Origin of the sequence: Sphingobacterium sp. LZ11T8 (assembly GCF_024261425.1) — a bacterium.
GTDB lineage: Bacteria > Bacteroidota > Bacteroidia > Sphingobacteriales > Sphingobacteriaceae > Sphingobacterium.
The window spans coordinates 272,244-292,477 of record NZ_JANBZY010000002.1 but is presented as its reverse complement, the minus strand read 5'-3'; the positions used below and the strand labels follow the sequence as shown (position 1 = coordinate 292,477).

Sequence of the window (20,234 nt, the reverse complement as noted above, 5' to 3'; positions counted from 1 at the left end):
TTGAATTCTGTTTGTATTTAATTACAGCGATGGTAAAGGTATAAAAAATTTAAAAGCCCTTCCTAAAATTAACTTTCAGAAGGGCTTTTAAAATGTATCTTTTTGGTTGCTAACTTTTGTATCGGAACCATTTAATAAGTTCCTTAAAGCTGGCTTTCTTGCCGTACATCAGAATACCGATACGGTATATCCTTGCCGCAACCCAAGTCGTGAAAATAAATCCGGCGACGAGCAGGATAAAGGATACGATGATTTGCCAAGTTGGCACGCCAAAAGGAATCCTAACCAGCATAGCAATAGGGGAGGTCAGCGGGATAAAGCTCAACCAAGTCGCAATTGGACCATGCGGATTATTGACCAGTACGCCGAAAGATAGGATGTAGGCCAATAATAAAGGTGTTGTAATGGGCATCGTGAACTGATTGGCCTCTGTTTCATTATCTACAGCTGAACCCACTGCTGCAAACAGTGCGCTATATAGCATATATCCTCCAATAAAGAACAAGAAGAACGTTATCAAAAGTTCTGGGATATTTACAGCGTCCATTGCAGTACTGATTTCAGTAATGATGGAATTATTGTCCATTTGGATTTCAGCACCTTGTGGCGCATTCTGCATCATTTCTTTTTGAAAGTCAGATTTATCGATCAAGGTATTGGAAGCAATGCTGATCAATCCAAAACTTAGGATAATCCAAAGGACGAATTGGGTGATGCCTACCAAGCCGATCCCGATTATCTTTCCCATCATCAATTGGAAGGGTTTGACAGAAGAAATAATGACTTCAATGATCCGGTTTGATTTTTCTTCAATAATTCCCCGCATCACCTGGGCTCCATAAAGGAAAAGGGATAAATAGATCAATACGGAGAGCGCCATGGCAATTCCCATTGCAATCCTTGTATCACTGTCTTTGGCTTCACCTGAGGCTGTGATTTCTTTAGCAGCAGTCTTGATCTTTGTGTCGATGCTTTTGATCTTGGAGGCGTCTATATTGAGTTCCTTGTACTGATAATTTAGCAAGATATCCTCCAGTTGTGATTCTACTGCGGATTTGGTGCCAATATTCGGTTTTCCGGAAGAAAGGAATTCAATATGGTGGGTTTGATAAAAGTCATCAGGGATCATGAGGATATTGGTATTTCCATCAAGGTCCTTGATTTCCTGGATCTGCTGATTGAGTTCTTGGGTGGATTGGGTAAATGTAATCTGATCTGTATTCTTGAGTTGTTGACCGACTTCTTTAGTGTTGTCGACTACATATATCAATGCTTTGGAGTCTTCGAAACTCTTTTTGGTCAAAAAGAATACACCAACATACATCCCTATGAAAAATAGAGGCACCAGAAAAGTAGTGAGCAGGAAGGATTTTTTCTTGACCCTACTTAAATATTCTCTTTGAATGATTAATAATATCTTGTTCATATACTTTTCGGCTGTTATTTAGTTACTTTATCAATAAAGATATCGTGCATGGAAGGAATGATTTCAAAGATCTGTTGGATTTCGATTTGAGGAATCAAATGGGTCAATACATCATTTAAGGATTTGTCTTCAGGAACCTGGATAGTGAGGGCATTGCTGCCGTTGGATTCGTTTTCCATGATTTGCCATAAAGTTGGATCGAGCTGAATGCGCTCGGTTTCTGGTTTCAAGCTGTATTCGATCTTATAGGTTTGATTTCTATAATTATTCTTGATTTCCTTTACGGAGCCTTCTAGTATAACCTTTGATTTATTTAGGAGTGCGATGTTATCACATAGGGCTTCCACAGACTCCATACGGTGGGTGGAATAAATAATGGTGGCTCCCTTTTTATTGAGTTCAAGGATTTCATCTTGTATAACTTGCGCATTTACGGGGTCAAATCCGGAGAAAGGTTCGTCTAGGATAATGAGGTCAGGTTCATGCAGGACAGTTGCAACGAATTGTACTTTCTGCTGCATCCCTTTACTCAAATCCTCTACTTTTTTGTCCCACCAGCTTTCTATTTTCAATTTTTCAAACCAGTATTTGATCTTTTCCTTTGCGTCGTTTTTGCTAAGGCCTTTCAGTTGGGCAAGGTAGATCATTTGGTCACCGATGAGCATTTTTTTATAGAGACCACGTTCTTCCGGTAGGTAGCCGATTCTACCGATATGGGAAGAGTTCAATGGCTGGCCATCGAAGAGGATCTGTCCTGCATCGGGTGCTGTAATTTGATTGATTATTCGGATCAGCGATGTTTTTCCCGCGCCATTGGGGCCTAATAGGCCAAATATTTTTCCGGAAGGTACATGTATGGAAACATCGTCTAATGCTTTATGATTGGCATATTGCTTAACAATATTCTTAATTTCGAGCATATATATGGATTTGTTGATGAAATTATGAATTTTTCTTGAATTGAATGCGGTCTAGGTATTATTCTGATAAGAAATAAAAGCGTTTTTAATCGTACCTTTGCCTTATGAATATCAATCGAGCAGAATTCTTAACCAGTAATACAGATGTCAATAAGCTTCCTGAGGCGAATAAAGCGGAGTACGCCTTTATTGGTCGGTCGAATGTAGGGAAGTCTTCTTTGATCAATGCAATCACCCGTAGGAAGGGCTTGGCTAAAACTTCACAGAAACCTGGTAAGACCCAGTTGATCAATCATTTTATCATTAATGATGAGTGGTATTTGGTCGATCTACCGGGTTATGGATTTGCTCAGACTTCCAAAAAGAACCGTGCGACCTGGGAGAAATTCATCCGTGAATATTTGACGAAGCGTGAAAATTTGCAATGTGTATTTGTTTTGATTGACAGTAGACATGAGCCACAGAAGATAGATTTGGATTTTTGTTATTGGTTAGGGGAGCAAGGGATACCTTTCTTTTTGTTGTTCACAAAAGCCGATAAACATTCTGGGGTCAAAGCGGATCAAAATATCGCCAAGTTCAGAAAGGCATTGAAGGTTTGGTTTGAGGAAGTGCCTCCACATATCTTGACTTCTGCAGAGACAAAATTAGGTTGTGAGGATGTATTACAGACCATAGGTGAAATCAACAATAACTTTGTTTCTCCACTTAGCTAGTTTATGAAAAAATATATGTCCTTGGTGCTCTTTGCACATAGTATATTTGCTCTTCCTTTTGCTATCATCGGTTTTTTCTTGGCTATCCATACGACGGATTATCAATTTGAATGGAAATTGTTCCTTTTGATGTTGGTGTGTATGGTGACGGCAAGGAATGCGGCCATGGCATTTAATAGGTATTTGGATCGGGATATTGATGCTTTGAATCCACGAACGGCTGTTCGAGATATTCCCGCGGGGCGGATCAGTCCCAAGCAGGCCTTATTATTTACGGTAATAAACTGTATTGTTTTTATGGTTGCCTGTTATTTCATCAATTTCATGTGCTTTGTGCTGTCACCAATAGCTTTGTTCGTGATTTTGTTCTACTCCTATATGAAAAGAATATCTCCTTTATGTCATATTGTTCTAGGGGTAGGATTAGGTTTGGCGCCGGTTGGTGCATATTTAGCCGTTACAGGGGAGTTTAATATCGTACCGATTTTTTATGGATTGGCCGTATTGACATGGGTCAGTGGCTTTGACATAATTTATGCTTTGCAGGATGAAGAATTTGACAAGGCGAATGGGTTGAATTCGATTCCGGCAAATTTTGGAGGAAAGACGGCATTAAGGATCTCTGAAGTGCTTCATGTCCTGTCCTTTATATTTGTGCTTTTACCTGTTTTATATATGCCGGTCGGCACCTTATATTATATAGGTGTTGCCTTTTATGCGGCATTATTAATTTATCAGCATCGAATCGTAAGTCCGACAGATTTAAGTAAGGTAGACCGAGCATTTATGACCACCAATGGCATTGCTTCCGTGGTTTTTGCAGTGTTTTATTTACTGGATATTTGGATTAAATGATAAATGATTGTACTCACTTTTTTGCCATTGGGGATAAAAAAGAATTTGCATTCCATTTTGAAATCGTTTTCTTTGCATCAAATCAAAGAATTTAAATGGCAAAAAATTTATTGATAGTCGAGTCACCCGCAAAGGCTAAAACAATAGAAGGATATTTAGGCAAAGATTTTTTAGTAAAATCCAGTTATGGTCACATCCGTGATTTGGTGAAAACCGATGACGCGATTGACACGGAAGATAATTTCAAACAGAAATATGAGGTTCCGTCGGATAAAAAAGCTTTGGTCAGTGAGTTAAAGAAGTTAGCGAAATCTGCAGAGACAGTATGGTTAGCGTCCGATGAGGACCGTGAGGGGGAAGCTATTTCCTGGCACTTATTTGAGACCTTGGGATTAAAGGATGATAAAACCAAACGTATCGTTTTCCATGAGATTACCAAGCCAGCCATTTTAAAAGCGATAGAATCACCAAGAAAGATAGATTTTAACTTAGTCAATGCACAGCAAGCACGCCGTGTATTGGATAGGTTAGTTGGTTTTGAGCTATCTCCGGTTTTATGGAGAAAGGTTAAGCCTTCACTTTCTGCGGGAAGGGTTCAATCCGTAGCGGTTCGATTGATTGTTGAGCGCGAAAGGGATATCAATAAATTTAATGCAGAAGCTGCATTCAAGATCGTTGCCATATTTAATACTGGCAATGCCAAGGATCGTTTCAAAGCAGAATTGCCACAAAGGTTTGCCACAGTAGAGGAAGCTAATCAGTTTCTGAACGATTGTGCCAATGCTGTGTTCCAGATCAAGAGTTTAGAGACAAAACCATCAAAGCGTACTCCATCTGCACCTTTTACCACTTCGACCTTACAACAAGAGGCGAGCAGGAAATTAGGATTTTCAGTTGCTAGAACCATGCAGGTCGCTCAGCGTTTATATGAGGCTGGACGCATTACCTATATGCGTACTGACTCGGTAAACTTATCTGACACGGCATTACAGGGCGCACAAGCTGAGATTATCAATGCCTATGGGGAAAAGTACCATAAGTTACGTCAATACCGTACGAAGAGTGCAGGGGCCCAAGAGGCTCACGAAGCAATTCGTCCGACTTACTTCAACGATCATACGATTGATGGGGATAATTCGGAGAAGCGATTATATGAACTGATCTGGAAGCGTTCGATTGCTTCGCAGATGAGTGAAGCAGAGTTTGAAAAAACGACGGCTAAGATTTCTATTTCCAGCAGAACTGAAGATCTAGTAGCAACAGGAGAAGTCATGAAATTTGATGGTTTCCTGAAGGTTTACTTTGAATCTTCCGATGATGATAACGATGAAATTGATTTGGACAATTCAGATAATGCCATCCTTCCACCGTTAAGTAAGGGACAGGATCTGAATTTAGAGATCATGCATGCCACTGAAAGGTTCTCTAGACCTCCGGCAAGATTTACGGAAGCTTCATTGGTTAAGAAATTGGAAGAATTAGGTATTGGTCGTCCTTCGACTTATGCACCTACCATTTCGACGATTCAAAACCGAGGCTATGTGGTAAAGGAAGACCGTGATGGGAAGGAAAGAGCCTACAGGATCCTTACCTTAAATGGCGGACAGGTAAGTTCACAGACCAAAACTGAAATTACCGGGGCTGAGCGTAATAAGATGTTCCCAACGGATATTGGTGTTTTGGTGAACGATTTCTTGGTTCAACATTTCAAAGGAATCGTTGATTACCATTTTACGGCGAAAGTAGAGAAGGAATTTGATGAGATTGCACAAGGATTCAAGGAGTGGACCGATATGCTGTCCAATTTCTATGGTCCATTCCATTCGGAAGTACAGAATACACTAGATAATGCCGATCGTGCTACCCATGAACGTGAACTTGGTGTTGATCCCGTATCGGGCAAACCGATTTCGGTTCGTGTAGGACGTTTTGGACCATTGGTTCAGATTGGAACGGCGGACGATGAAGAAAAACCAGTTTTTGCTTCATTACGTAAAGGTCAAATGATCGAAACCATTACTTTAGAAGAAGCCTTGGAATTGTTCAAGCTTCCTAAAAAAGTGGGGGAATTTGAAGGGAAAGAAATGACAGTTGCTATTGGTCGTTTTGGACCATATATCCGTCATAACAGCAGTTTCTATTCCTTGCCAAAAGGGTTGGACCCATTGGATGTAGAGCAAGATCAGGCAATCCAGATCATCGAGGAAAAACGTCAGAAAGATAAGGATAAAGTCATCAAGATTTTTGATGAAAACCCAGAGGCTAAGATAGAAAATGGACGCTGGGGACCATTCGTTCGTTTTGGTAAGCAGAACCTAAAAATTCCTAAAGGTACAGAAGTTGAGAAGATCACTTATGCGGACGTACTGAAATGGGCTGAGGAAGACAGTAAATCGCCATCGGCGAGAAAAGCTGCCAAAGCAACGAAAGCGACTAAAACAACAGCAAAAAAGACAACGACTAAGAAAGCTACTGCTAAAAAGAAATAGGATAAAATGAAGAAGGATCTACCTTTAAATATAGTTGAAGATATCTCGGTTGCCGTTGTTCTGGAAACTGAGTCTCCGACTACAAAGGTTTGGAATGTTTATTTGATCAATGAAAAAAAAGCTGCCATCCAGAGTGTACTTGTTTCCTCAAAAGGGTATGGTATAAAGGATGGAAAGGAAGTGAAAACGACCATTTTGAGACATTTCATTGGTGATATGGAAGCCAAGACTTCTCAAAAAATTGAAGCGATCGATCCTCAGGTTTTCGGTTTGACCAATGAATATTGGTTGAGTTATTATATAAACGGTACTATTTATGACAAGAAATATGTTTTCTTACCAGAAAGTATCGTTGATGAGAATCTGATCAAGATTCCTTTGGTAAATAAACCCGGTGTAATGATTGGAGGAACCAACTAATGGTTATGAAGAATTTTGTAATTGCTATTGATGGTTTCTCATCATGCGGAAAGAGTACAGTTGCAAAAGCATTGGCGAAAGAATTGAACTTTGTTTTTATCGACAGTGGTGCAATGTACAGGGCAGTAACCCTATATATTCAACAGAACCAAATCGATATCAATGATGAGGAGGCTGTGTCTACAGCTTTGGAAAACATCCATATAGATTTTATTCCGAATCCTGAAAAGACCCAAATCTTACTGAACGGTAATGACGTTTCAGACGCAATCAGAACGATGGAAGTTTCTGAATATGTTTCTGAAGTGAGTGCATTGAAGGCTGTTCGTAAGGCTATGGTCAAACAACAGCAGGATTTGGGAAAGAAAAGGAATATCGTGATGGACGGTAGGGATATCGGGACTACGGTATTTCCAAAGGCAGACCTAAAGATCTTTATGACGGCAAGCCCACAGGTTCGCGCGGAAAGAAGATTTGCGGAACTGTCAGCAAAAGGGGAGGTTTTGACGATGGAGGAGGTGAAAGAAAACCTTTCACATCGCGATCATATTGACAGTACCAGGGAAGAAAGTCCGTTAAGACAGGCTGAAGATGCCATCGTACTGGATAATTCAGAACTGAACCAGGTTGAGCAGTTGAATTTTGTGATTCAATTGGTAAAGGATAAGATAGAATTGCCCCAATCCTAGGGAAAAGATATATAAAGAAAAAGGCCTCAATTTGAGGCCTTTTCTATTATTTCATATTATCGATTTCCTGTTGTTGTTTCAACTGATCGATATTATTTTTACTTCCAAAGTCATCTGTTTTTTCCTGGAAGGAATTGAGGATCTCCAGAATAGCTTCAGAGTTGTCTGCAGTTCGCTGATAGATATCAGGGATTTTGCTTTCGATAGTTTTATCACCTAACTCTATATTGTCAATTTCAACTTTTGCGATTTTTTCTAAAACAGCCTGCTGGCTATTTCTAATGTCCTCTAATTCTCTGGATATTTTCTCCATTAATTCGAATTTCTTTAATTTATCCATATATATTATTCATTAGTTTCTACTATTATAAACGCCAAAGATTACAAATTGTTGTATATTTTTTATAAATAACTGAAATGCAGCATTTTAATAAGTGTTATTTATGTAATTATTAAGATAAGTTTGTGTGGAAAAATAAAAAGGTCGCTAGTTAAACTAGCGACCTTCGAAATTGATTTAGGTATAAACTTAAATTGTTCTACCCGGATATTCTTCTAGACCTTTTTCTAAGCAAACCAATGCTTTTTTAAGATCATCTTGGTTTAAGACGTAAGCTAAACGGACTTCATTCGATCCTGCTCCAGGAGTGGAGTAGAAGCCAGTTGCCGGAGCCATCATCACTGTTTCATTGTTGTAAGAAAATTTCTCCAACATCCATTGACAGAATTTATCTGCATTATCGATTGGCAGTTTTGCAATGACATAGAACGCACCGCCTGGGTTAGGGCAGAAGACACCATCAATTTTATTAAGACCATTGACCAATGTATCTCTTCTTGCAGTGTATTCTTTGGATACCGCTTCAAAATAACTATCAGGAGTATCTACTGCAGCCTCTCCAGCGATCTGACCTTCCAATGATGGACTAAGTCTAGCTTGAGCAAATTTCAATGCTGTCAAGTAAAGTTCTCTGTTTTTGGTGATGATACATCCGATCCTTGCTCCACAAGCGGAATAGCGTTTAGAAACGGTATCAAATACCACTACATTTTGTTCAAGACCTTCTAATTGCATTGGGGAAATGAATTCGCGGCCATCATAACAAAATTCCCTATAAGCTTCATCAGAGAATAGGTAAAGATCATGTTTCAGACATAATTCTTTTAATGCCTCCAGCTCTTCGCGTGAATACAGGTAACCTGTAGGGTTATTTGGATTACAGATTGCAATTGCTTTAGTTTTTTCTGTAATTACTTTTTCAAAATCTGCAATGGAAGGTAATGCGAAACCATTGTCTATGACAGACATGATTGGTTTTACGATAATGTCTGCTGAACATGCAAAGCCATTGTAGTTGGCATAGAAAGGTTCAGGGATAATAACTTCTTCACCTGGGTTCAGACAGGCTTGCATCGCAATGGTAATTGCTTCCGAGCCACCGTTGGTAACCAAAATGTCGTTTGGAGTGATGTTATAATGGATCTTATTATAATACTCAGCTAATTTAGTTCTGTATGAAAGAGTCCCTTCAGATGAGGTATAAGCCCAAACTTTAAAATCAATGTTTTTTAAAGCATTTAACATGACTTCAGGAGTTTCAATATCAGGTTGGCCTATGTTCAAATGGTAAATTTTCTTTCCATCTTTTTTTGCCTGATCGGCAAAAGGAGTTAGTTTTCTAATAGGCGATGCAGGCATATTGATGCCCTTATGAGAAATAGTTGGCATTATAATTTTATTATGTTTTCAATCTTTACAAAAATACAAATAAAACTGAGCTTGTCCTAAAAAATGAAAGCCGACCTCTTGAGGTCGGCTTTCCATGATATTTTTATTTTTTCTCAGAATTGTTTCATTCTGGAGTACATTTTCCTTATTCTACGATACCTTTGATAGTAAGCGTTTTAACAGGTGTTTTAGTGTTTGATTTTACAATAAATGATTTTGTAAAAGGACCTTTAGCAGCTGCATTGAAAGTTACTTTAATGGTTCCCGCTTCTCCTGGTTTAACAGGAGTTTTGGTAAATTCTGCTACAGAACATCCACAAGTTGGTTGTACATCTGAAATAATGATTGGTTCATCTCCCGAGTTGCTGAATTTATATTCATGAGAAACCGGCTTATTCAAAGGGATCTTACCGAAGTCATGGGTTTCTTTGTCAAATTTAAACTCTGCAGCAAACATTCCCATCGCAGTCAAACTAATAAATGCAATCAATACTGCACATATACTTGTAATCTTTTTCATCGTTTCAATTTTTTCGTTGCTTTATTCAATCAAATCTAAGACCATTTTTATAAGAATACGATTCTTTAGTGAGATTTTGAAATAAACACACAAGAATTTTACAATCTTGATATTAGATAATACCTTCTTTTAAAATGTCTTGCAGGTGAATAATGCCTGCATATTTTCCTTCGTCGGTAACCACCAATTGGGAGATACTATTCTGGCGCATGAGGTGAAGAGCATTTGCTGCCAGTTCAGTTTTGTCTATGGTTTTAGGATTTAAGGACATAATATCCTTTGCCTGAAGGCCAGAAACATCCTCATGTTTGCCTAACATCCGACGAATATCGCCATCGGTAATGATTCCAAGGATATTTTCGTTTTCAATGACCACGGTTGCTCCAAGTCTATATTCGGTAATACTGATCAATACGGAACGGATATTTGCATCTGCAGCTACCATTGGGACACCGTTATGATCAGAAAGGTCACTAACTTTTAGATATAGTTGTTTTCCCAAAGCGCCACCTGGATGGTATTTAGCGAAATCTTGATCGGTGAACTGTCTTTTGGTCTGCAGACAGACAGCAATGGCATCACCCATAGCAAGTTGAACTGTAGTACTGGTGGTTGGGGCTAAATTATTAGGGCAAGCTTCTCTCGTAATGCTGGTGTCCAGAATATAATCCGCTTGTTCAGCAAGGAAGGATTCATGGTTTCCAACCATGGCTACTAAGATGTTCCCTGTTTGTTTAAGATATGGGACCAGAACTTTGATTTCCGGTGTATTGCCACTTTTTGAAATCGCGATGATAAGGTCATCTTTTTGGATGATTCCAAGGTCACCGTGAATGGCATCTGCGGCATGCATAAAAATGGCAGGGGTGCCAGTGGAATTTAGGGTTGCGACAATTTTTTGAGCGATGATTGCGCTTTTTCCGATTCCGGTTAATATTACCCTACCTTTCAGCGTCAAAATCTTCTCAATTACCTCTACAAAATCGCTGTCGATTTTTTCAGATAGAGCCAATACGTTAGCTGCTTCAAGTTCAAATGTGCTCTGTGCCAACGATTTGATATCTATATTGTTTTTCACGTAATATTTCCTTAATTTTATATATAAATATGATGTGTTCGCTACAAAAATACATTATTTAACACGTATTATTCATACCGTTATTACATCTATTTATTTTGCATAGTCAATGGAAATAGAAAAATCACTTTTCGACAATCTTCAAGATTTTTTTGGGTTCGACACTTTTAAAGGCGATCAGGAAGCAATTATTACGAACGTTCTGAACAGGAAGGATACATTCGTCATAATGCCTACAGGTGGCGGGAAATCAATCTGTTATCAGTTGCCGGCTCTGATGAGCGAAGGGACTGCAATTGTAATCTCACCGCTTATTGCTTTGATGAAGAATCAGGTCGACCAGGTACGCGCTTTTGGAGGAAGAGATAGCATCGCGCACTTTTTGAATTCCTCCCTTACCAAAAATGAAATTCAACGCGTAAAACAGGACGTGCAAGAAGGGAAAACCAAGCTCTTGTATGTAGCACCTGAATCTTTGGCCAAAGAGGAAAATGTTAACTTTTTAAGGAGCATAACAGTTTCATTTGTGGCCGTTGATGAGGCGCACTGTATTTCAGAGTGGGGACATGATTTCAGACCGGAATATCGTAAGATCCGTCAAGTCATCAATGAAATTGGTGAGGATATTCCAATTATCGCATTGACGGCCACCGCTACTCCAAAGGTTCAGTCTGATATCCGTAAGAACCTACAGATGAATGATGCAACCTTGTTTAAGTCTTCCTTTAACCGTACGAACCTGTACTATGAAGTGAGGCCTAAAGAGGATGTTATTAAGCAGATCGTTCGTTTTATTAAAAACAATGCAGGAAAGGCCGGTATTGTGTACTGTCTGAGCCGTAAGAAGGTGGAGGAGATAGCTGAGGTATTGAACATCAACGGGATTAAAGCTCTTCCATACCATGCTGGTTTGGACGCAAAGACCCGTGCTGATACACAGGATAAGTTTTTGATGGAAGATATTGAAGTGATCGTAGCGACGATTGCTTTCGGAATGGGGATCGATAAACCTGATGTCCGATATGTTATCCATCATGATATCCCAAAATCAATGGAAGGATACTATCAGGAAACTGGTCGTGCTGGCCGTGATGGCGGGGAAGGTTACTGTCTGGCTTTCTACTCTGAAAAAGATGTAGAGAAGCTGACCAAGTTCATGAAAGATAAGCCCGTTTCGGAAAAGGAAATCGGCACTCAGATATTGAAGGAAGTGATTGATTATTCTGAATCAGCTGTTTGTCGAAGGAAGCAGATCCTCCATTATTTTGGGGAGAAGTTTGACGAAACTGGATGTAATTCCATGTGTGATAATTGTCGATCTGCAAAGACCTATTTCGATGCCGAGGAGCCTTTATTGACTGTACTGAATTTTATAAAAGAGCAGGGTGATAAATTTGATGATCAGCATATAATCAATGTGTTGATTGGACAGAACAATCAGCCTATTTCGAAATATAAACATGATACCCATGCCTTATTTGGTACTGGGAAGGAGCAAGGAGTGAATTTCTGGAATTCCTTGATCCGCCAGGCAGAATTAGCTGATTTTATCAAGAAGGATATTGATCACTATGGTCTATTGCAATTGACTTCAGATGGTAATAAGTATATCAATAATCCGTATCCATTGAAGTTTATCTTAAATAAACCGATGGAAATGTCTAAATCAGACTCTTCAGAAGAAGGTTCTGCTCAGGCAGGTGCATTGGATGCCGAGTTGCTGAAAATGTTAAAGGATCTTAGAAAGAAGATCGCTAAACAGAAGTCGCTGCCACCATTTGTTATTTTCCAAGATCCTTCATTAGATGAAATGTGCACCCATTATCCGGTAAGCATTGATGAGTTGAAACAAATCCAAGGTGTTGGATCCGGGAAAGCCATGAAGTTTGGGGCTCCATTTGTAGAACTGATCAAAAAGTATGTGGAGGATAATGATATCGATAGGCCTCAGGATTTAGTGATCAAGAGCACGGCCAATAAATCTGCCTTAAAAGTTTCTATTATCCAGAATATCGATAGAAAGATCTCTTTGGAAGATATTGCCTCGTCAAAAGGAATCAGTTATGAAGATCTTTTGCGTGAAGTGGAGTCTATCGTAAATTCAGGAACCAAACTGAATATTGGTTATTTTGTAGATGAAATGATCGATCAGGACCGTCAAGATGAGGTCTATGATTATTTCAAAACTGCAGAGAATGATGCTATCGAAACTGCATTGGATGAATTGGGGGAGGAAGATTACTCCTTTGAGGATATCCAACTGATGCGCATCAAATTTATGTCGGAACTAGGTAATTAAAATTATATGATCAATACATATTTGCCAGGAATAAAAAATGGCAACTCTTCTTCTTTCTTTTTGATGGCAGGACCTTGTGCCATTGAAGGTGAAGAGATCGCTTTGCGTATTGCGGATAAAATCGTAAATATCACTGATAAACTGAACATCCCTTATATTTTTAAGGGATCTTATCGTAAAGCAAATCGTTCGAAAGGAAATTCCTTTACTGGAATTGGGGATGAAAAAGCATTGAAGGTGTTGGAGAAAGTAGGGAAGACCTTTGGCATTCCTACCGTAACAGATATCCATGAAAGTCAGGAGGCTGCAATGGCCGCTGCGTATGTGGATGTGTTGCAGATTCCTGCATTTCTATGTAGACAGACTGACCTTTTGGTTGCTGCAGCAGAAACTGGAAAAGTCGTTAATATTAAGAAAGGACAGTTTTTATCAGCTGAGTCGATGAAATTCGCTGTAGAAAAGGTTCAAGATGCTGGAAACCCTAAAGTTGTTCTTACTGACCGTGGGAATACTTTTGGTTATCAGGACTTGATCGTAGACTATAGAGGATTACCAGTTATGAAATCTTTTAATGTTCCTACGGTTATGGACTGTACGCATTCCTTGCAACAGCCAAACCAGAGTTCAGGAGTGACAGGCGGTAAACCGGAATTGATCGAGACAATTGCTAAAGCTGCCATTGCAGTCGGTGCTGATGGTCTGTTTATTGAAACTCACCCTGATCCTGCAAATGCCAAATCTGATGGTGCAAATATGCTCCACCTGGATCTGTTAGAAGATCTGCTGGTGAAATTGCAAAGGATAAGGGAAGCGATTCTTTAAGACATAAAAAAAGCTGGTTTATTAAAACCAGCTTTTTTTATGTCTTAAATTTTAGATTTGAGTATAGCGATAGTAGAAATTCTATTCAAATTAATATCTCATGTCTCAGATCTCAAATCTCACATCTATTATTCAAAATACTCTTTAATTCTCTCAAAGAATGATTTTTCGCTCTTACCAGGTTGTGGTTTGAAGTTAGCAGAGTTCTTAAGTTTTTCTAGAAGTTCTTTTTCTTCTTTTGAAACTGTTTTTGGAGTCCACACATTCACATAAACCAATTGGTCACCTTTGTGGTAGGAATTTACTTCTGGAAGACCTTTGCCTTTTAGACGGAGGATCTTACCACCTTGAGTACCTGGTTCGATCTTGATCTTTGCCTTGCCATCAATGGTCGGAATTTCTACGCTCGTGCCTAAAGCAGCATCAGCAAAATTGATATAAAGATCATAGATGACATTGATGCCATCGCGTTTAAGCGTTTCGTGAGGGACTTCTTCAACCAGGATGATCAAATCACCAGGGATCCCACCACGTGGTGCAGCATTACCTTTTCCACTCATGGACAGTTGCATGCCTTCGCTTACACCTGCAGGAATATTGATTGAAATGGTCTCTTCACCACGAACTAAACCTTCGCCTTTACAAGAAGTACATTTGGCAGTTATTTCGACACCTTCACCATTACAGGTAGGACAGGTGCTTGTGGTTTGCATCTGACCAAGGATAGTATTGGTTACACGTCTTACAGAACCAGAACCACCACAGGTATTACAGGTATGGTACGAGTTTTTGTCTTTGGCACCAGTACCATCACAGGTATTACATTTTACCTGTTTGTTTACTTTTACCTTTTTCTCAACTCCTTTTGCAATTTCTTCAAGGGTAAGTTTTACTTTGATCCGCAGGTTTGTTCCGCGTTGTACACGGCGTCCGCCACGACTACCTCCGCCGCCGCCTCCGAAAAAGCTTTCAAAGGGGTTGCCTCCACCAAAGATATCTCCAAATTGACTGAAGATATCATCCATGTTCATGCCGCCACCACCATATCCAGAAGCAGAGTTGCCTGCATGTCCGAATTGGTCATAACGTCTTCTTTTTTCAGGGTTGCTCAGGACTTCATATGCCTCAGCAGCCTCTTTGAACTTGTCTTCAGCCTCTTTGTCTCCAGGGTTCTTATCTGGATGGTATTTGATGGCTAGCTTACGATATGATGTTTTTATTTCTGTTACTTCTGCCGTTCTGGTTACACCAAGGACATCGTAATAATCTCTTTTTGACATCTTTTATATTTATTGGCCTACTACTACTTTCGCAAATCTGATTACGTTGTCATTCAAAGTATAACCTTTTTCAATAACATCGATAACCTTATCTTTTAAATCTGGGGTAGGTGCAGGGATGAGGGTTATGGCTTCTTGGAATTCAGGATCAAAAGGTTGACCAATAACATCGATTTCCTTTACACCTAATTGTTCCATGGTTTTCTTAAGCTTATGATAAACCAAGTCAATGCCTTGTTTCATTGGGTCATCAGCAGGCACGTCTTTCATAAAGCTTAGGGAGCGATCGAAATCATCAACTACAGGTAATAATTTTAAGATTACATCCTTACCAGCTGATTGCATTAAATCAATCTTTTCTTTTGCAGTTCTCTTTTTGTAATTGTCAAACTCAGCAAACAATCTTGCATATTTATCGTTGGATTCGCTTAACTTATTGGTAAGTTCTTCGGTAGCTGCAGAACCTTGCTCTACATTTTCCTCCGAATTGTTCATTTCTGGGTCTTGAATATTCTCGTTCTCGTTTATCATCTCCTAATATCTAGTTTAAGTAACCTTAACATGGCATCCATCAATTTTTTTGCCAACAAAAAAAATCCGACATGCTGTCAGTGTTTACTGGTTTCATTAGCAAAATTGTCGGATTTAAATGGTATTGTCAGCTGTTAGATGCTGACATTGTCATGCAACGCACCATCTGCTGTTTTCAGGATGCGTGCAGGCATATTTCTAATAATTTGGTAATCGTGCGTTGCCATCAGGACTGCGGTTCCAGAGGAAGCGATGTCACGTAATAACAATACAATTTCTTCGGATGTAGCGGGGTCTAAGTTCCCTGTTGGCTCATCGGCAAGGATGATTTCAGGGTTGTTCAGTAATGCACGGGCAATTACGACACGTTGCTGCTCACCACCAGAAAGTTCATGAGGCATTTTCTTCAGTTTCGAACGAAGTCCAACTTTTTCCAACACATCGATGATTCTGTTCTCGATCTGAGCCTTTTCCTTCCAACCTGTAGCTTTAAGGGCAAACTCTAGGTTTTTTTCAACTGTACGGTCGTTCAATAAATGGAAATCTTGAAAAACGATTCCCAATTTACGTCTTAGGTATGGGACATCATTTTCATGAAGTTTTTTCAGGTCGAATCCAGCAATCATCCCTTCGCCATTCGCGATGTATAGGTCTCCATAGATTATTTTCAATAAACTACTTTTTCCTGAACCAGATTGTCCAATAAGGTATAAAAATTCTCCTTGGGCAATGTCTAAGTTAACATCTGAAAGTACAAGGTGTTTTTGTTGATAGATATCTACATGTTTAAGTTTGATAACCGTATTTGTCTCTCTCATGGTAATTTATAAGTCGATTTTCTTTATTTGGCCAAATGGTAATTCACGAACAACATCCATAATATATTCGGATTTATCAGCAAGTCCGATTTTTTCCAATGATTTGTCGGGTCTATCCACGCGGAAATAAGCCAAAAGCGTAAATGCATCGTCCCTTAATTGAACATAATCTGGAATTTTTGCTACACCTTTAACCTTAATAACATACATAGTCAAACAAAATTATAATTTTTTACGAATTCACACTCATATAACGACAATAAAAGCTAATTATTGGTTTGCCAATAAAAAGTCTAATGTATTTACATTGTCTGCATAATCATCCAATGCCGGGTATTGGCTTGCACCAAATGGGAATACAGGAACGTCAGCTACCTGGAGATCCATATCGCTAGTTACACATTGAATGTCCTTTTTGTGGGCTAGGATGTATTTTTCTACTTCTTCCTTAGCCTTATAGTATTCAAAATGAACGACTGCAAGGGGAGAGGCTAGGCTTTCATCTTCCTTTAACAATAGAAAACCATTGTCAAAATGTTTGTTCTTGTTGATCAAATAGATTGACTTATTGAAATCGTAATTGTTGTTGTATTTTGAATGGTCTTTTATGGAATGAAAAGATTCTAGGTTGTCCATAAGCTTTGCAATGTCATAACCTTCTGGGATGAATATTTTTGAAACAGACCTGCATCCCAAACCGAAATAATCAAAGATGTCATGTCCTAGGGCCTGTAGTTGTTCTTTAGTCTCATTTCCAGAAAGCACAGAAAGTGAGTTTCTGTTTTTCCGGATAATATTCGGTTTTTTACCGAAATAATATTCAAAATAACGCGCTGAATTATTGCTTCCTGTAGCAATGACAAGATCAAAATTCTCTAGCTTATCCAGTAATTGGATCTTCTTGGCAAATTGAGGTTCAATTTCAATTAATTGATCCAGTATAAATTTTGTTAAGCCGGCATCATCTGATGAAACTTTGATTTTGGCCGTAAACCCAGCCAATAGCACACACATGATATCGTGAAATCCGACTAAGGGAAGATTTCCTGCCAATACCAAGCCTACAGATTTATCAATATCCTGATTAGGAACATCCTTAAGCCATTTCTCCAATTGATCATGGGTCAGATTTTGCGCAATGGCGTGGATCTGTTGCAGAATATTTGATTTGGTATACCAAGCATTTTTATGAACTGCTGAATCAATGATGGGAGAGTTCTTCAACTCATCAGATTGAAGGAATTGTCCGAGTTTTACGAAGGCGTTTATTCTTTGTGCTCTTGTCAAAATCTTACTATTTATAATTAATCTGTGTTTTTTTTGCCGTATATTTGCCATATCAAAGTAAATAACTACTAATTTTGTATACTTTTATTTTTGAGTATATAGCTTTAGTATTACCTTTGAAAGTGCAAAATTAGTTTATTATTTTATTGTAAGGACATAAATGGCAATTAAAATTACTGACGAATGTATAAATTGTGGGGCATGTGAACCAGAATGCCCAAATAATGCAATCTATGATGCTGGTGTAAGTTGGAAGTTTTCAGATGGTACAGCATTGGATGGTGTGATTGATTTTGGTGATGGAGTAACTCTTGACGCGAACGAATCACAGGATGCTATTTCCAATGAAGTTTATTACATCGTTTCAGATAAATGTACGGAGTGTGTGGGATTCCATGATGAACCTCAGTGTGCTGCTGTATGTCCAGTTGATTGTTGTGTTGAGGATGAAGACGTCCGTGAAACTGAAGAAGAACTATTAGCGAAGAAAGCTTGGCTTCACGCTGAATAATCTTAAAGATATTCTATAGATAAACCACCTTGAAAGAGGTGGTTTTTTTATTTTTCAAGATCCCTGAAATGGAAAATCAGTTGGTTTCTAAGTTCTATTAATCCTTTGTACCTCTTATTTTACAATCTTCCCCGATATTTTTAACCTTAACCCAACTCTCTGATTCAATATTTTACGATTGAAAAAGCCGAAACTCAGCACATTTTAGGAAATACTATAACGCAAAAGATTTGGTTTGCAGAGCTATTTTTTTATTTTTGTTCGTCTAAAAAGTAAAAAAAAGAAATAAATAACCTTATTAAATCTACATGTCAAAAAAAACTACAGGATATGTTCTACTTGCGACCATTGCGATAGCATCTATCCTGACCCTCCTTTATGAATTTAATCTTGCGCCAATTCCTGCATCCTTGATGATGGTTGTCCGTTGGGTTACTGCCATTGTTTTGGTATGGAACGCAATTGTACGGAAAGGATTGACAACATGGATCCTAACCTGTATGGTATTGGGTATTTTTGTTGGGCTTGATTTTCCAGATGTAGCTAAGGCATTGCAGCCCTTAAGCCAAGGGTTTATCAAGTTAGTGAAAACCATTGTGGGGCCAATTTTATTCTCCACCTTGGTATTTGGTATTGCTGGCCACTCAGATCTTAAGCAAGTTGGTCGTATGGCTTGGAAATCCATGTTGTATTTCTTCTGTGCTACTACCTGTGCTATATTTATTGGTCTAGGTGCTATTAACTTAACCCGTGCTGGAGTAGGGATCGATATCGAGCACATGCCGCACGAAGAATTACCGCAGACATCCGCAGTGTCAGATGCAGATAAGATCGCACTTGAACATATTGATGAAAGCGCACATTGGATCTATAAATTCACCTCATTCTTTAGGGATACATTTCCTGAAAATATTGTAAAATCAGTATACGAGAATAAAGTTTTGCAGATCGTTGTATTTGCCGTGATCTTTGGTATCGGTCTGGCCATGGTGGATGAGAAGAAGCGAAAGCCCTTTGTGGACTTCGCAGAATCACTCTCCGAAGCCATGTTCAAATTTACCAATCTGGTGATGCTCTTTGCGCCAATTGGTGTTGGGGCAGCAATGGCCTATACCGTTGGGCATTTGGGGATCGATATCCTCAAAAACCTGTTCATGTTATTGGCAACACTGTACCTAGCATTGATTTTCTTCCTTGCCGGGGTGTTATTGCCGGTAGCGCTTTATCTGAAAATTCCGGTAAAGCAATTTATCAATGCCATTAAAGAACCAGTTTCTATTGCATTTGCAACTACAAGTTCTGATGCAGCTCTTCCAAAAGCGATGAGTGCAATGGAGAAGTTTGGTGTGCCAAGGAAAATCGTTTCGTTTGTAATTCCTACTGGCTATAGCTTTAACTTGGATGGTACTTCACTTTACCTTTCATTAGCTTCCATCTTCGTAGCTCAAGCTGCTGGTATCCACTTGTCCTTTGGTCAACAATTGATGATCGCCTTTACTTTGATGATCACTTCAAAAGGAGTGGCAGCAGTTCCTAGGGCATCCTTGATTATTTTGATCGCAACTGCTGATCAATTTGGACTACCTGTATTTGTTATTGCAGCGATTCTAGGTATAGATGAATTGATGGATATGGCTAGGACATCTGTGAATGTCATTGGAAACTGTTTAGCTACGGTTGTAGTCGCCAAGTGGGAGGGGGAATTTGATGAAACCGCCCCATTTAGGCAGGATTCTGATGAAGACGGCATTGAAGAGATCGCCGAAGTCATTGAAGAAGGTCCTGAAGGGGAAACCAGGTCTTAGACCACAAAAATATTTAAATAAATAAGGGAGCTTTTCATA

20 protein-coding genes are annotated in these 20,234 nt (G+C 39.0%); 9 read left to right on the top strand and 11 right to left on the bottom strand.

Annotated features, from left to right (window positions below):
• Positions 1-109 precede the first annotated feature (109 nt).
• Together NLF99_RS06200 and NLF99_RS06195 are read right to left on the bottom strand one after the other, a co-directional pair.
• Positions 110-1,426 (bottom strand): ABC transporter permease, encoded by a 1,317-nt coding sequence (locus tag NLF99_RS06200; RefSeq protein WP_254527209.1) that lies wholly within the window; start codon positions 1,424-1,426, stop codon positions 110-112.
• Positions 1,427-1,440: 14 nt separating this feature from the next.
• Positions 1,441-2,346, bottom strand: a complete 906-nt coding sequence (locus NLF99_RS06195) for an ABC transporter ATP-binding protein (RefSeq protein WP_185212174.1) — start codon at positions 2,344-2,346, stop codon at positions 1,441-1,443.
• 104 nt (positions 2,347-2,450) lie between these two features.
• Here NLF99_RS06195 and yihA point away from each other — a divergent pair, with 104 nt between their 5' ends.
• From yihA to cmk, 5 genes are all read left to right on the top strand, one after another.
• Positions 2,451-3,062 (top strand): ribosome biogenesis GTP-binding protein YihA/YsxC, encoded by a 612-nt coding sequence (gene yihA / locus NLF99_RS06190; protein WP_185212173.1) that lies wholly within the window; start codon positions 2,451-2,453, stop codon positions 3,060-3,062.
• Positions 3,063-3,065: 3 nt separating this feature from the next.
• Positions 3,066-3,917, top strand: a complete 852-nt coding sequence (locus NLF99_RS06185) for a UbiA-like polyprenyltransferase (protein ID WP_185212172.1) — start codon at positions 3,066-3,068, stop codon at positions 3,915-3,917.
• Between the two features lie 95 nt (positions 3,918-4,012).
• The gene (gene topA, locus NLF99_RS06180) at positions 4,013-6,406 is read left to right on the top strand and encodes a type I DNA topoisomerase (RefSeq protein ID WP_254527208.1); all 2,394 of its coding nucleotides are present in this window, start codon (positions 4,013-4,015) and stop codon (positions 6,404-6,406) included.
• 6 nt (positions 6,407-6,412) lie between these two features.
• Positions 6,413-6,826 (top strand): hypothetical protein, encoded by a 414-nt coding sequence (locus tag NLF99_RS06175; RefSeq protein WP_254527207.1) that lies wholly within the window; start codon positions 6,413-6,415, stop codon positions 6,824-6,826.
• Positions 6,826-7,515, top strand: coding sequence for a (d)CMP kinase (gene cmk / locus NLF99_RS06170; protein ID WP_254527206.1), 690 nt, complete (start codon positions 6,826-6,828; stop codon positions 7,513-7,515). The genes NLF99_RS06175 and cmk overlap by 1 nt, the downstream gene beginning before the upstream one ends.
• Positions 7,516-7,561: 46 nt before the next feature.
• Here cmk and NLF99_RS06165 read toward each other — a convergent pair whose 3' ends face one another.
• The 4 genes from NLF99_RS06165 to NLF99_RS06150 all read right to left on the bottom strand — a co-directional run bounded on the left by NLF99_RS06165 (position 7,562) and on the right by NLF99_RS06150 (position 10,842).
• Positions 7,562-7,855: a hypothetical protein gene (locus NLF99_RS06165; RefSeq protein WP_093096576.1), complete on the bottom strand. Its 294-nt coding sequence runs from the start codon at positions 7,853-7,855 to the stop codon at positions 7,562-7,564.
• Between the two features lie 189 nt (positions 7,856-8,044).
• Positions 8,045-9,244, bottom strand: a complete 1,200-nt coding sequence (locus tag NLF99_RS06160) for a pyridoxal phosphate-dependent aminotransferase (RefSeq protein WP_185212168.1) — start codon at positions 9,242-9,244, stop codon at positions 8,045-8,047.
• Positions 9,245-9,389: 145 nt separating this feature from the next.
• Entirely contained in the window at positions 9,390-9,764 is a 375-nt protein-coding gene (locus NLF99_RS06155; protein WP_093096571.1) for a DUF1573 domain-containing protein, read from the bottom strand.
• Positions 9,765-9,876: 112 nt separating this feature from the next.
• Positions 9,877-10,842 carry an SIS domain-containing protein gene (locus tag NLF99_RS06150; RefSeq protein ID WP_254527205.1) on the bottom strand — a complete coding sequence of 322 codons (966 nt, stop codon included), beginning with the start codon at positions 10,840-10,842 and terminating at the stop codon, positions 9,877-9,879.
• A gap of 109 nt (positions 10,843-10,951) precedes the next feature.
• Here NLF99_RS06150 and recQ point away from each other — a divergent pair, with 109 nt between their 5' ends.
• Positions 10,952-13,141: a DNA helicase RecQ gene (gene recQ, locus NLF99_RS06145; protein ID WP_254527204.1), complete on the top strand. Its 2,190-nt coding sequence runs from the start codon at positions 10,952-10,954 to the stop codon at positions 13,139-13,141.
• A gap of 6 nt (positions 13,142-13,147) precedes the next feature.
• A complete protein-coding gene (gene kdsA, locus NLF99_RS06140; RefSeq protein WP_254527203.1) occupies positions 13,148-13,963 on the top strand; it encodes a 3-deoxy-8-phosphooctulonate synthase in 816 nt (271 codons plus the stop codon).
• Between the two features lie 128 nt (positions 13,964-14,091).
• Here the strand turns inward: kdsA and dnaJ are convergent, their stop codons facing one another.
• The 5 genes from dnaJ to NLF99_RS06115 form a co-directional block, all read right to left on the bottom strand.
• Positions 14,092-15,243 carry a molecular chaperone DnaJ gene (gene dnaJ, locus NLF99_RS06135; RefSeq protein WP_254527202.1) on the bottom strand — a complete coding sequence of 384 codons (1,152 nt, stop codon included), beginning with the start codon at positions 15,241-15,243 and terminating at the stop codon, positions 14,092-14,094.
• 9 nt (positions 15,244-15,252) lie between these two features.
• Positions 15,253-15,774, bottom strand: a complete 522-nt coding sequence (locus tag NLF99_RS06130; RefSeq protein ID WP_254527201.1) for a nucleotide exchange factor GrpE — start codon at positions 15,772-15,774, stop codon at positions 15,253-15,255.
• 134 nt (positions 15,775-15,908) lie between these two features.
• Positions 15,909-16,592, bottom strand: a complete 684-nt coding sequence (locus NLF99_RS06125; RefSeq protein WP_185212163.1) for a cell division ATP-binding protein FtsE — start codon at positions 16,590-16,592, stop codon at positions 15,909-15,911.
• A gap of 6 nt (positions 16,593-16,598) precedes the next feature.
• A complete protein-coding gene (locus NLF99_RS06120; protein ID WP_185212162.1) occupies positions 16,599-16,802 on the bottom strand; it encodes a fructose-6-phosphate aldolase in 204 nt (67 codons plus the stop codon).
• 60 nt (positions 16,803-16,862) lie between these two features.
• Complete coding sequence (locus NLF99_RS06115) at positions 16,863-17,879, bottom strand: acyl-CoA reductase (RefSeq protein ID WP_254527200.1); 1,017 nt, start codon at positions 17,877-17,879, stop codon at positions 16,863-16,865.
• Positions 17,880-18,039: 160 nt separating this feature from the next.
• On the opposite strand from NLF99_RS06115, the gene NLF99_RS06110 reads away from it, so the two are divergent.
• Both NLF99_RS06110 and NLF99_RS06105 read left to right on the top strand, forming a co-directional pair.
• Positions 18,040-18,390, top strand: coding sequence for a 4Fe-4S dicluster domain-containing protein (locus tag NLF99_RS06110; RefSeq protein WP_093096554.1), 351 nt, complete (start codon positions 18,040-18,042; stop codon positions 18,388-18,390).
• Between the two features lie 308 nt (positions 18,391-18,698).
• Positions 18,699-20,195, top strand: a complete 1,497-nt coding sequence (locus tag NLF99_RS06105; RefSeq protein WP_254527198.1) for a dicarboxylate/amino acid:cation symporter — start codon at positions 18,699-18,701, stop codon at positions 20,193-20,195.
• The last annotated feature ends 39 nt before the right edge of the window (positions 20,196-20,234 follow it).